The 12,929-nt window shown below is 67.2% G+C and carries 12 protein-coding genes; 9 read left to right on the forward strand and 3 right to left on the reverse strand.

Translation table 11 applies throughout. The annotated features are described in order from the left end of the window. The first annotated feature begins 25 nt into the window (after positions 1 to 25). Both CUJ89_RS10820 and CUJ89_RS10825 read left to right on the forward strand, forming a co-directional pair. The gene (locus CUJ89_RS10820) at positions 26 to 1,045 is read left to right on the forward strand and encodes a threonine/serine dehydratase (protein ID WP_114177321.1); all 1,020 of its coding nucleotides are present in this window, start codon (positions 26 to 28) and stop codon (positions 1,043 to 1,045) included. Between the two features lie 145 nt (positions 1,046 to 1,190). Continuing rightward, on the forward strand, positions 1,191 to 1,661 hold the full coding sequence (locus tag CUJ89_RS10825; RefSeq protein ID WP_236654884.1) for a DUF3574 domain-containing protein: 471 nt from the start codon (positions 1,191 to 1,193) through the stop codon (positions 1,659 to 1,661). Positions 1,662 to 1,744: 83 nt separating this feature from the next. Here CUJ89_RS10825 and CUJ89_RS10830 read toward each other — a convergent pair whose 3' ends face one another. Continuing rightward, the gene (locus CUJ89_RS10830) at positions 1,745 to 4,264 is read right to left on the reverse strand and encodes a penicillin-binding protein 1A (RefSeq protein WP_114177323.1); all 2,520 of its coding nucleotides are present in this window, start codon (positions 4,262 to 4,264) and stop codon (positions 1,745 to 1,747) included. A 444-nt stretch (positions 4,265 to 4,708) separates the two neighbouring features. On the opposite strand from CUJ89_RS10830, the gene CUJ89_RS10835 reads away from it, so the two are divergent. From CUJ89_RS10835 to CUJ89_RS10850, 4 genes are all read left to right on the forward strand, one after another. Next, positions 4,709 to 5,389 carry a PspA/IM30 family protein gene (locus CUJ89_RS10835; protein WP_114177324.1) on the forward strand — a complete coding sequence of 227 codons (681 nt, stop codon included), beginning with the start codon at positions 4,709 to 4,711 and terminating at the stop codon, positions 5,387 to 5,389. An 80-nt stretch (positions 5,390 to 5,469) separates the two neighbouring features. Then, positions 5,470 to 6,630: a tetratricopeptide repeat protein gene (locus tag CUJ89_RS10840; protein WP_114177325.1), complete on the forward strand. Its 1,161-nt coding sequence runs from the start codon at positions 5,470 to 5,472 to the stop codon at positions 6,628 to 6,630. A 235-nt stretch (positions 6,631 to 6,865) separates the two neighbouring features. After that, positions 6,866 to 7,297: a large conductance mechanosensitive channel protein MscL gene (gene mscL / locus CUJ89_RS10845; protein WP_114177326.1), complete on the forward strand. Its 432-nt coding sequence runs from the start codon at positions 6,866 to 6,868 to the stop codon at positions 7,295 to 7,297. A 333-nt stretch (positions 7,298 to 7,630) separates the two neighbouring features. After that, entirely contained in the window at positions 7,631 to 8,077 is a 447-nt protein-coding gene (locus tag CUJ89_RS10850; RefSeq protein ID WP_179949053.1) for a hypothetical protein, read from the forward strand. A 66-nt stretch (positions 8,078 to 8,143) separates the two neighbouring features. On the opposite strand, the gene CUJ89_RS10855 is transcribed toward CUJ89_RS10850, so the two are convergent. Then, the gene (locus CUJ89_RS10855; RefSeq protein ID WP_114177327.1) at positions 8,144 to 9,037 is read right to left on the reverse strand and encodes an NAD(P)-dependent oxidoreductase; all 894 of its coding nucleotides are present in this window, start codon (positions 9,035 to 9,037) and stop codon (positions 8,144 to 8,146) included. 135 nt (positions 9,038 to 9,172) lie between these two features. On the opposite strand from CUJ89_RS10855, the gene CUJ89_RS10860 reads away from it, so the two are divergent. Together CUJ89_RS10860 and CUJ89_RS10865 are read left to right on the forward strand one after the other, a co-directional pair. Continuing rightward, positions 9,173 to 9,382, forward strand: coding sequence for a dodecin (locus tag CUJ89_RS10860; RefSeq protein ID WP_114177328.1), 210 nt, complete (start codon positions 9,173 to 9,175; stop codon positions 9,380 to 9,382). A 223-nt stretch (positions 9,383 to 9,605) separates the two neighbouring features. Then, complete coding sequence (locus tag CUJ89_RS10865; protein ID WP_114177329.1) at positions 9,606 to 10,535, forward strand: LysR substrate-binding domain-containing protein; 930 nt, start codon at positions 9,606 to 9,608, stop codon at positions 10,533 to 10,535. 91 nt (positions 10,536 to 10,626) lie between these two features. Here CUJ89_RS10865 and CUJ89_RS10870 read toward each other — a convergent pair whose 3' ends face one another. Further along, entirely contained in the window at positions 10,627 to 12,045 is a 1,419-nt protein-coding gene (locus CUJ89_RS10870; RefSeq protein WP_114177330.1) for an 8-oxoguanine deaminase, read from the reverse strand. A 522-nt stretch (positions 12,046 to 12,567) separates the two neighbouring features. Here CUJ89_RS10870 and uraH point away from each other — a divergent pair. Further along, on the forward strand, positions 12,568 to 12,921 hold the full coding sequence (uraH, locus tag CUJ89_RS10880) for a hydroxyisourate hydrolase (protein WP_114177331.1): 354 nt from the start codon (positions 12,568 to 12,570) through the stop codon (positions 12,919 to 12,921). Positions 12,922 to 12,929 lie beyond the last annotated feature (8 nt).

Here is a 12,929-nt window from a genome sequence, read left to right on the forward strand (position 1 = left end):
GGCCCACTCCGCCACCCGCCACGTCATGTCGACTGAACAATACGGCAACGCCCATACGACGATCGACGGCGAGCCGATTCCGACGCTCGACGAAATCGCCGCGCAGCATTTCGCGTTGTCGCCCTGGGTCGCGCGCACGCCCGTGTTCGAACGCGCCGACCTGCCGTCCCTCGAGGGCACGCACGTCAACTTCAAGTTCGAGCTGCTGCAGGCGAGCGGCAGCTTCAAGGCGCGCGGCGCATTCACGAACCTGCTCGCACTCGACGAGGCACGCAAGAACGTCGGCGTCACCTGCGTGTCGGCCGGCAATCACGCGGCGGCCGTCGCGTATGCGGCGATGCGGCTCGGCAGCAGCGCGAAGGTCGTGATGTTCCATACCGCAAGCCCGACGCGCATCGCGCAGTGCAAGCAGTACCGCGCGGAAGTCGTGCTCGCGGGCAGCGCGTCGCAGGCGTTCGATCTCGTGCGACGGATCGAGGCCGAGGAAGGCCGCTTCTTCATCCATCCGTTCAACGGCTATCACACGATACTCGGCACCGCCACGCTCGGCTACGAATGGGCGACGCAGACACCCGACCTCGACGCGGTGATCGTGCCGATCGGCGGTGGCGGGCTCGCGGCCGGCATGGCGACCGCGCTGCGGCTCGCGAATCCGCGCGTGCACGTGTACGGCGTCGAACCGGAAGGCGCCGACGCGATGAGCCGCAGCTTCGCGGCGAATCACACGATCAAGATGAGCGCGATGCAGACGATCGCCGATTCGCTGATGGCGCCGCATACCGAGGAATACAGCTACCAGCTGTGCCGGCGCCACATCGACCGCATCGTCACCGTGTCCGACGACGCGCTGCGCACCGCGATGCTGTTCCTGTTCTCTCACCTGAAACTGTCGGTCGAACCGGCGTGTGCGGCCGCGCTCGCCGCGCTGCTCGGCCCGCTGCGCGAAACGCTGCAGGGCAAGCGCGTCGGCGTGCTGCTGTCGGGCACGAATACCGACCCCGCCACGCTCGGCATGCATCTCGCGCACGCGAAATTGCAGCCCTGACCCCGCCCCGGGCGTCAACGGATCAACCTAGGGTTATCCCCAGATTATGTTGACAGCCCTGTTGATAACCCGCCGGACAAGCACGCAAGTGGTTGAGCGCGCAGCGTTTTGCGCGCGCGAAGGCCGATCGACGCGAAATGGGCAGATGCGGCCGCTGCTCGCACCGGCTGCGACGTGGCGCCGCCGCGCGCTGCCACTGGTCTGCGTCGCGGCGATCACGCTGCTCGCCGGTTGCGCCGCACCGCCCTCGCCCGTCGTCGGCGCGCAACCGGCCTGCACGCAGCCGGGCGCGAGCCGCATGCTGCAGGCCGACCTGCTGTTCGGGCGCGACATCGCCGGGCGCGGCCCCGTCACCGATGCGGAACGCGCGGCATTCTTCGCCGACACGGTCACGCCGCGTTTCCCCGCTGGCCTCACCTACTGGGACACGCACGGCCAGTGGCGCGATCGCGCGACCGGCGGGATCACGCGCGAAAACAGCTTCGTGATCCGTATCATCGCCGACGATACGCCCGACACGCGCGCGCGGCTCGCGGCGGTCCGACACGCGTACGCGGAGCGGTTCCATCAAGAGTCGGTCGGCATCACGCTCGTGCCGGCCTGCGCATCGTTCTGACTCCGTATCTCCCGCTGTCGTCGACGCGCAAAAAAACGGGCGCCTGAAGGCGCCCGTCGCATGCCGGGACAGCGGCGTACCGCTTACTTGTTCTCGAACATGTCCATGATCTGCTGCTTCTCCTGCGCCGTAACCGGCGGCGGCGCGAGCCCTGCCGCGCCGGCCGAGCCGAGCGCGTCGTTCGCACTGATCGCATTCTCGGCCGGGTTGATGTCGACGTTCGCGACGAAGCCGTTGCCCGGCGTGCGATCGGCGTAGTACAGCTCGCCGTCGATCGACGTCAGGCCGTCCGACATCGGCATCTGCTGCTCCGGCACGCCGTTCAGCGCGGTACGCATGTAATTCACCCAGATCGGCAACGCGAGCTGCGCGCCGAATTCGCGGCTGCCGAGGCTCTTCGGCTGGTCGAAGCCCATCCACGCGACCGCGACGAGCGACTGCTGATAGCCGGCGAACCAGCCGTCCTTCGCGTCGTTCGTCGTACCCGTCTTGCCCTGGAGGTCGCTGCGGCCCAGCGCGTTGGTGCCTGCGCCCGTGCCGGCCGTCGCGACCGAATGCAGCAGGCTGTTCATCACGTACGCGTTGCGGCCTTCGATCGTGCGCGGCGCCGTGCTGCCCGCGATCACGGGCTGCGACTTCTGCAGCGGCTGGCCGCGCGCGTCGTCGACTTCGGCGATCAGGTACGGATCGACCTTGTAGCCGCCGTTCGCGAACACCGCGTAGCCGGTCGCGAGCTGCAACGGCGTCACGAGGCCCGCGCCGAGCGCCATCGGCAGGTAAGGCGGCGTCTTCGCGGGATCGAAGCCGAAACGCTGCGTCACGTACTGCTGCGCATACTGCGTGCCGATCGATGCGAGGATCCGGATCGACACGAGGTTCTTCGAACGCTGCAGGCCGGTGCGCATCGTCATCGGGCCATCCGGCTGGTCGTCGTCCTTCGGCTCCCACGCGGTGCCGCCCGGCACGCTCGGCGGGAAGTACAGCGGCGCATCGTTGATCATCGTCGCCGGCCCGAGACCCTTGTCGAGCGAGGCCGAGTAGATGAACGGCTTGAACGACGAGCCCGGCTGCCGCCATGCCTGCGTCACGTGATTGAACTTGCTTTTGTTGAAGTCGAAGCCGCCGACGAGCGAGCGGATCGCACCGTCCTGCGGCGCGATCGCGACAAGCGCGCCTTCGACCTGCGGCAACTGCACGACCTGCCAGCCCGCCTTGCCGTCCTTCAGCACGCGCACGATCGAGCCCGGCTTGATGCGCAGCGCGTTGTTCGCGCGGGGCCCAAGCGCGCCCGACACGAAGCGCAGCCCGGCCGGGCCGATCGTCGTCGTCGCGCCGCCGACGAACTGAATCTCGACCGCGTTCGGCGCGGCCGACAGCACGACCGCCGACTGCAGGTCGCCGTTGTCCGGGTGATCGGCGAGCGCGTCGTCGATCGCCTCGTCGCGGTCGTCGCCGGCCGCGGGCAGGTTGATCGACGCTTCCGGCCCGCGATAGCCGTGGCGGCGCTCGTAGTCGAGAATGCCGCGACGCACGGCCTGGTACGCGGCTTCCTGGTCGGCCGAATTGATCGTCGTGGTGACGGTCAGCCCGCGCGTGTAGGTTTCGTCCTTGTACTGCTGGTACATCATCTGCCGCACCATCTCGGCGACGTATTCGCCATGCACCGCGTACTGGTTGCCCGGCGTACGCACGTGGATCTCTTCCTTCACGGCCTCGTCGTACTGCGGCTGCGTGATGTAGCCGACCTCGAGCATGCGCTTCAGGATGTATTCCTGGCGCACCTTCGCGCGCTTCGGATTGACGACCGGGTTATACGCGGACGGCGCCTTCGGCAGCCCTGCAAGCATCGCCGCTTCCGCGAGCGTGATGTCCTTCAGGTCCTTGCCGAAGTACACGCGCGCGGCGGCCGCGAAGCCGTACGCGCGCTGGCCGAGATAGATCTGGTTCATGTACAGCTCGAGGATCTGGTCCTTCGTCAGGGCCTTCTCGATCTTGTACGCGAGCAGCATCTCGTAGATCTTGCGCGTGTAGGTTTTTTCGCTCGACAGGAAGAAGTTGCGCGCGACCTGCATCGTGATCGTGCTTGCGCCCTGGCGCGCGCCGCCGTGCATCAGGTCGGCGACGCCCGCCCGCAGGATGCCGACGAAGTCGACGCCGCCGTGCTCGTAGAAGCGGTAGTCCTCGATCGCGAGCACGGCCTTCTTCATCACGTCGGGAATGTCCTGGAAGCGCACGAGGCTGCGGCGCTCCTCGCCGAACTCGCCGATCAGCACATGATCTGCCGTGAACACGCGCAGCGGCACCTTCGGCTGGTAGTTGGTCAGCGCATCGAGCGACGGCAGTTGCGGCGCCATCACGACCAGCGCGTAGCCGACGATCAGCGCACCGACGATCGCCAGCGTCGCGAACAGGCCGGCGAACCACAGCACGACGCGCGAGCCGAACGTGCGACGGCCCCCTCCGCCGCCGCCGCTGCGCTGTGCGCGGTGGTCGTCGTCGCGATCGTCGTCATCGGGGTAATAGGCTCCGGACGGTGAACGGCGCAGCGTGTAGTGGGGTTCGTTCCGGTCGGAAGAAGAAGGCGGTCGTTTGATAATTGGCATGTCGGAATGGCGGGCGTACGTGGCGCCCTCGGACGCATGCGGAAATGCAGGCGAATGAATCAGAGTGGGTGCATCGTGATGCGACTGTCACGTCGACAGACCCCGCCGCGCGGCGATCCGTTCCCGCGACGTGACAGCGCATTTTAATGAAATCGACCGGGTGCCTTCGCGTTTTTTTGTAAAAATTCCCGCATCGTCGTGATTTGCGGAACGTATTGTCGGCATCCTCGGCCTATCATGGACGCGCAACAACGGCACGCGCAGCCGAATTTCTTTCAATCGCGAAAGGTTCGACATCCTGATGCGCAAGCCGCTTGAACTCCTGCGTTTAAGCCGTATTTAAGTGAACCGGTGGTGTAATATCCGCCGGCTCATGCGGGTCGGAACCGGCTCGCAGCGGGCACTGCCGCGGTTACGCGGCGCCTTTCAACCACGGAGGATTCCATGTCGCTTTTCGACTCTGTTTCGCGCACGATCAAAGGCCTGCTGAACGATGCGGCCGATTCGGTACAGGATCCGTCGCGCGACGCACGGCAGATCGTGCGGGAGCTCGACGACAGCATCGGCCGTGCCGAGAATTCGCTGATCGAGATCGAGGCACAGGTCGCGACCCAGCGCAGCAAGCGCGATGCGGCCGACGACAAGGTGAAGAAGTACGAGGACGGCGCGAAGCGCGCGCTGCAGTCCGGCGACGAAGCACTCGCACGCGAGGCACTGGCCGCGCAGTCGAACGCAGAAGCCGAGCGCGACGCGCTCGCGGCCGAGCTGACGACGCTCGAGCCGTCGGTCGACAAGCTGAAGGGGCAGATCGCCGACATGCGCCAGCGCCGCAACGACCTGAATGCGCGCTCCAACATCCTGCAGGCCAAGCAGGAAATCGCGCAGGCGAAGGACGTCGCGGCAAGCGCATTGGGCGGCATCGGCGGCAAGAACCTGTCCGAAGACTTCCAGAAGCTCGAGGACAAGGTCGCGCTGCAGAACGCGCGCTCGGACGCACGCATCAATTCGGCCGACACGTCGAGCGGCAAGGCGCTCGAGGACAAGCTCGCCGCGCTGAACAAGGGCCCGTCGGTCGAGGATCGCCTCGCCGCGCTGAAGAAGCAACTCGACACGCCCGCGCAGTAACGGCAACCGCGCCGCGGCCCGGCCCGGGCGCGCGGCGCGCACCGATCGTCAGGAGACGGGCGCCTGCGCCCGGTTCGACCATGAAGAAATCTCTCGCCGCACTCGGCCTCTCGCTGATGTTGCTGTCGTCCGCCGCGTTTGCGGTACCGTCGCTGCAGCAGGTCGAGCAATCGATCGCCCAGCGCGACTGGCAACGCGCCGACACGCAGCTGTCGCAAGTCATCGACGCCCATCCGAACAACGCGCACGCGCGCTACCTGTATGCGCAGGTGCTGGACCGCGAAGGCCGCGCATCCGACGCGCTCGCGCAACTGCAGCGCGCGAAGTCGCTCGATCCGCAACTGCGCTTCGCCGACGCGTCGCGCTTCGCGCAGACAGAGTCGCGCATCCGCGCGGATGCCGCGCGCGTGAGCGGCAACGCGCCGTCGGCCACGCAGGCCGGCACGCTGCAGTCGTCGCTCGCGCCCGCCGTCGCGCCGGCCGAAAAACACGGCCCGTCGACCAGCATGTGGATCGGCCTCGGGCTGATCGTCGCGGTGATCGCGCTGGTGCTGCGCTGGACGCTGCGGCGTGCGCGTACGGCCGACAACAGCCGCGCCGACGACGAACGCCGCACGCAACTCAAGCGTGCGACCGACGTGCTGAACGACATCCGTCCGCTGAAACTCGACGCGAAGCTGTCGACGGCGCCCGGCGCCGCGGCGCTCACGGGCGAACTCGAAGCGATCGAAGCCGACGCGCGCACGCTCGTCGAAGCGCTGTCGAACGGCAAGAACCCGGTGCCGCCGTATCGCGTCGATGAACTCGAACAGCGCCATGCAAGCGTGAAGGCGCGCGTCGAAGGCCGCCCCGACCCGGCCGCGCAACCCGCGGCGCCGGCAAACGGCAGCGGCTCCGTCTACGCGCAGGAAGCCGATCGCATGACCGGCGCGCAGGGCCAGCCGTATCCGCAGCAGCCCTACCCGCAACAGCAGCCGCCCGTCGTGATCCAGCAAGGCGGCGGCGGTTTCGGCGGCGGGATGGGCGGGTTACTGACCGGCGTGCTGCTCGGCGAGGCGATGTCGGGCGGCCGCGAGCGCGTCGTCGAACGCGACGTGATCGTCGACGGCGAGCGCCGCCGGCAGGATGCAGACCCAGGCTTCGACCTCGGCCGCGGCGACAATTCGAACTGGAGCGACGGCGGCAGCGGCAACGTCGATCTCGGCAGCAACGACGACGGCTGGACGGACGACAACACCTGACCCTCCGCAGGGTGCCGACGCGCCTGTCGGCGCCCTGCAACGCACGCCCCACGCTCCCCTGCATGACCGGCCGCGCCGACGCGCGGATTTGTCAATCATTTCAAGATGGGCTACCGGCAATGGGGAGCGTTCGCTATCATGCGGCCATCGGCGTGCCACCGACCCTCATTCGACGTAACGCAATCCTGCGCGTCGCGGCACGCCTCCCTTCGCCCCAAACAGGAGAAAGCCGCTCATGAGCATCATCAAGGAATTCAAGGAGTTCGCCGTCAAGGGCAACGTGATGGATCTCGCCGTCGGCGTGATCATCGGCGGCGCGTTCTCGAAGATCGTCGACTCGATCGTGAAAGACCTCATCATGCCGGTCATCGGCGTGGCGACGGGCGGTCTGGATTTCTCGAACAAGTTCGTTCTGCTCGGCACCATCCCCCCGACGTTCAAGGGTAATCCCGATTCGTTCAAGGACCTGCAGGCCGCGGGTGTCGCCGCGTTCGGCTACGGCTCGTTCATCACGGTCGCGATCAATTTCGTCATCCTCGCGTTCATCATTTTCCTGATGGTGAAATTCATCAACAAGCTGCGCAAGCCGGAAGATGCCGCGCCGGCCGCGACGCCGGAAGACACCGTGCTGCTGCGCGAGATCCGCGATTCGCTCAAGCAGCGCTGAGCGCCGAACGCCCCGCCTGCCAGGCCCGCCCCGTGCGGGCCTTTTTATTGCGCGCGCGGTGCACCGCCGCACACGGCCTATCTCATTTTTTTGTGACGCGCGAATGCACGCGCGGGGAAAGCAGGTCTATGATGGAGACTAAACGACAGTACGGGCGCCAAGACGCTGGCTGTGTCGATCATGGCGAGCAGGTCGACGGGAGACATTGATCGTCGTACTGCACGAATGCAGCATTTTCGTGTGCTATAAAGGATCGACATGCGGCGTACATAGCCGGGAGTGGGTCGCATGAAAGTGCCGCATTTCTTGCAATTGTTTTTGAGGCGAGTGTTTATGTCCTTCCCGAAAAAACGTCGGCGTGTACAACAGGATGGCCAGGAGTCATTCCTCGCGGTGTTGCGCCACTCGAAACCGTTTGCCCAGCTCGACACCAAGATTGCCCGTGCCCGTGCGCAGGACGAACCCGTCCTCTATGCGCATGTGCTGCCCGGCCTCGACGTGCTCCTGTGCAGCGTGCGCGGCGCACAGCCGCCCTATCCGGCCATCGCCGAACTGCGCAAGCGCTGCATCGAATCGATCGCCAACGCGCTCGAGCAGCCGCTGGACGGCCTCGAAAACGGCGGATACTGGTACGAAGCAAACGGCTTCGGCTTCCTGGTATTCGCGAGCCGTGCACGCGCGCGCATCCTGCCCGAGTTTGGTGCAGGCACGAAAGCGAGCCTGCGCGGCGGGCTCGGTCGCCAGAATGCCGGCGATACGACACCACGCTCCCTCGGCTGAACCGGCAGCGATTCGATGGGCCGCCTCAGGGCGGCCCATCTGTCATTTAAGCGCCCCGCTTGCTCGTCATACCACCTGCTGACGCCCGTTGCCGGGCCGCACGATGTCGATGAACGCGGCGAAATCGGCGCCGGCGAGCCCCTGCGCGGCGCCGAGCCGCAGCACCTGCTGCACGGTGGCCGACACGGGCATCACCGCGCCCGTATCGCGCGCGGCATCGGCGATCGCATCGACATCCTTCTGGAACGTGCTGAGCGCGCCGATCAGCGCGTGACCGCCCGACGTCATGCGCGGCACGAATGTCTGCAGCAGCACCGAATCGGCCCAGCCGCCGGCCAGCGCCTCGGCCAGGCGCGCGGCGTCGATGCCGCTCGCCTGCGCAAGACCGACGGCCTCGGCGATCGCGGTCACCGTCGCGGTGACGATCGCCTGGTTGCACAGCTTCGCCGTCTGGCCCGCGCCCGCGTCGCCCATGTGCGTGATGCGCGACGCGTACGTGCCGATCAGCGGCCGCACCGCGTCGAGATCGGCCGCGCGGCCGCCAGCCATCACCGCGAGCGTGCCAGCCTGCGCGCCCGGCACGCCGCCCGACACGGGCGCATCGACCCAGCCGACGCCGAGCGCGGCCGCGCGCGCCGCGTAGTCGCGCGTCGCGGCAGGCGGAATGCTCGAATGATCGACGATGCGTTGCAGGCGGCGCGCAGCGGCGTCGCCGGAGCACAGCCCATGCTCGCCGAACACGACGTCGCCGACCGCGCGGCCGTCGAGCACGCACACGAATACCGTGTCGACGCGTTCCGCCAGCTCGCGCGGCGTGCCGACCACCTGCGCGCCGTCCTTCACGAGCGCTTCGGCCTTGTCACGCGAGCGATTCCACACGCTGACCCGATGCCCGGCCGCCAGCAAATGCCGAATCATCGGCGCACCCATCAATCCCGGTCCGCAAAATCCGACTTCCACGATGTTCCTCGTCTCCGATATGGGTTGCACTTGCCGCCCATCATACCTATCACTCAAGAAGCCGGGCACGCGCGGCGCCGCTTCGGGACCGTCGCTTGCACCGGCAAACCATACGGACATCCCAGGGAGCGCATCATGAGCGACCACGTGTACAAGATGATCGAGCTGACCGGTTCGTCGCAGCAATCGAGCGACGACGCCATCCGCAACGCGATCTCGAAAGCCGGCAAGTCCCTGCACAACCTGCACTGGTTCCAGGTGACCGAAACGCGCGGCCACATCGAAGGCGACCAGGTCGTTCACTGGCAGGTCACCCTGAAGGTCGGCATGCGCATCGACGACTGACGCGCACGCTGCACCACGCTCGGCGCCCCGGATACGCACAACGCGCATCCGTGCGGCGCCGCGCGCCCCGCATTCCGCATTTCGCCCCGTTCAGGCCCGTTGTCGCGGCCCGGCCGGCGGGTGCCTGCGGGTATCCATCTCTTGACGCTGGCCCGGCTTCATATTAAAAACGATATACCCCACCTACCCCTCGATCAGCCCGGACATATAAAACGGAGATATCATGAGTCAGCAACGCGAGGCGATCGACACGTACCTCTTGCGCGTCTTGCACACCTTGTTGATGGAGCGCAGCGTCACGCGCGCGGCCGTCAAACTGAACCAGTCGCAACCGGCGATCAGCGCCGCGCTGCGGCGCCTGCGCGACATCACCGGCGATCCGCTGCTCGTGCGCGGCAAGTCCGGCATGGTGCCGACCGAATACGGGCTGCGCCTGCTCGAGCCCGTGCAGAACGCACTGCGTGAAATCGAGCGCATCAAGTTCCAGCAGCACAACTTCGACCCGGCCACGTCGATCCGCTGCTACCGGATCGGCTGCCCCGACTACCTGAATGTGCTGTTCGTGCCGACCGTCGTCGAGCGCTTCCGCCAGGCCGCGCCGAACGCGACGCTCGAGTTCCACTCGCTCGGCCCTGCGTTCGACTACGAGCTCGCGCTGGAGGACGGCAAGCTCGACATCGTCGTCGGCAACTGGCCCGAACCGCCCGAGCAGTTGCACCTGTCGAACCTGTTCGTCGACGAGATCGTCTGCCTGATGAGCAACGCGCACCCGTTCGCGAAGCGCGGCGGGCTCACGCTCGACCAGTACCTGAACGCGCCGCATCTCGCGCCGACGCCGTACTCGGTCGGCCAGCGCGGCGCGATCGACGTGCATCTCGCGCGCGAACGGCTCAAGCGCCACGTGGTCGTCACGCTGCCGTACTTCAACCTTGCACCTTACGTGCTCGTGAAGTCCGACCTGATCTTCACGACGACGCGCCTGTTCGCCGATCACTACGCGAAGTTCCTGCCGCTGTCGGTCGTGCCGGCACCGCTCGACTTCCCGCCGATGCAGTACTACCAGCTGTGGCACGAACGCTGCCACTACTCCGACGAAGTGCGCTGGCTGCGCAGCCTCGTCGCCGAAGCCACCCGCACGCTGATCGAGGCGTAACCGCACACGCCGCCCGCGCCGCCCGCACCGTCACGGCGTGGCGATGGCGGCACGCCCGGCAAGGCGGCCGCCGCACGGTGTCAGCCTGCCGTCAGCGCGATGCGTCGACGAGTGCCTGCGCGAGCGCGTTATGGCGCGCGATGACGGGCGGCAGATCGAGCGTCGCCAGTCGCCCTTCCCGCACCACCACCTTCCCGTTCACCACCGTGTACGCCGTCTGAGACGGCGCGCAGAACACGAGCGCCGCAACCGGATCGTGCAGCGCGCCCGCGAACAGCGGCTGGCGCAGGTCGAACGCGGCGAAGTCCGCGGCCATGCCGGGCTTCAGCGCGCCGATATCGTCGCGGTTCAGCACCTTCGCGCCGCCGAGCGTCGCGATCTCGAGCGCTTCGCGCGCAGTCATCGCATCGGGCCCGAAGCCGACCCGCTGCAGCAGCAGCGCCTGCCGTACTTCCGCGACCATCTGCGCGCCGTCGTTCGACGCGGAGCCATCGACGCCAAGGCCGACCGGCACGCCCGCGAGACGCATCTTCTTCACCGGCGCGATGCCCGACGCGAGCCGCATGTTCGAGCACGGACAGTGCGCGACGCCCGTGCCGGTGCGCGCAAACAGGCCGATGCCCGCATCGTCGAGCTGCACGCAGTGCGCATGCCACACGTCGTGGCCGACCCAGCCGAGATCTTCCGCATATTCGGCGGGCGTCATCCCGAACTTCTCGCGGCTGTACGCGATGTCGTTGACGTTCTCCGCGAGGTGCGTGTGCAGCGACACGCCGTACTCGCGCGCGAGCACGGCCGCGTCGCGCATCAGCTCTCGACTCACCGAGAACGGCGAGCACGGCGCCACCACCACGCGCAGCATCGCGTAGCGACCTTCGTCGTGATAGGTCTCGATCAGGCGCTGCGCGTCGCGCAGGATGTTGGGCTCGCGCTCGACGACCGAATCGGGCGGCAGCCCGCCGTCGCGCTGGCCGACGCTCATCGCGCCGCGGCTCGCGTGAAAACGCATGCCGATCCGCTGCGCGGCGCCGATGCTGTCGTCGAGCCGGCTGCCGTTCGGGTAGATGTACAGGTGGTCGCTCGACGTCGTGCAGCCCGACTGCAGTAGCTCGGCCATCGCGGTGAGTGTCGACACCTCGATCATCTCGGGCGTCAGGTGCGCCCAGATCCGGTACAGGTTCGTGAGCCAGCCGAACAGCTCGGCATTTTGCGCCGCCGGCACCGCACGCGTGAGGCTCTGGTACATGTGGTGATGCGTGTTCACGAGCCCCGGGATCACGAGGTGGCCGCGCAGGTCGAGCACTTCATCGGCCGTGTCGGGCAGTTCGGCGGTCGGACCGACCGCGACGATCCGGTTGTCTTCGATGTAGAGCCCCGCGTCGCGCAGTTCGCGGCGCGTGTCGTCCATGGTCACGAGCACGTCGGCGTGCTTGACCAGCAGGGTTTTCGGGCGGGAGGAGGAATCGTGCGGCGCGCGTGCGCTCGCGCCGGCGTTGCGTTCGGTAGTCATGCGTTCTCCGCGTCGGTCTGCCCCCGGCCTGGGTGCCGGGGTTTGTCACAAAACCGTTCGAACGCTGATGCGCGGCACGCCCCGGTGCCTGCGTCCGTTCGAACGCGCTGGCCCGGTTACCCGGCGTGCTCGCCGTCTTCGGGGTACGCGCGGGCCACAGGCCGACGCGCACGGCGGGAGGATCGCCCAAGCGCGCGCGGCGCACAATGCGCGATCCGAAATACCGCGCTTCACGGTTCCGGTATGGTACGCCGCGCGAAGCCCCGCCGGGCACCCGCTCCGGCCGCCCGAAACGCAGGCTGGAAGCCGTATCCGGCGTGCCGTCGACAGCCGCTCATGCGCGGCGCATTATCTTTGATATCGCACCCGTATTTGCGCGGGGAACCTTTTTACAATGCCTGCACGGCGCTCGCTTCATTTCGCCGACGGGTATGTAGCCACGTGACGTGGAGCCTCGATCCGCCGCACAGTCAATGGATCGAGTCGCCGCCGAACCTCGCATTCACACAAGGACAATTGCGAATGGGAAAGCTCACTACCCACGTACTCGATACGGCGCACGGTCGTCCCGGCGCTGCACTCAAGGTGGACCTCTACGCGCTGGACGGCGAATCGCGCCGCGCGATCAAGACCGTGCTGACCAATAGCGACGGCCGCTGCGACGAACCCCTGCTCGAAGGCGCTGCGCTCGCCGCCGGCGAATACGAACTCGTGTTCCATGCCGGCGACTACTTCGCGTCGATCGGCGTGAAGGTGCCCGAACCCCGTTTCGTCGACCGCGTCGTGCTGCGCTTCGGCATCGCCGACGCCGGCTCGCACTACCACGTGCCGCTGCTCGTATCGCCGTGGTCGTACAGTACCTATCGCGGCAGCTGACATACGTA

The sequence above is a fragment of the Burkholderia pyrrocinia genome, assembly GCF_003330765.1.
GTDB classification, from domain to species: Bacteria; Pseudomonadota; Gammaproteobacteria; order Burkholderiales; family Burkholderiaceae; genus Burkholderia; species Burkholderia pyrrocinia_B.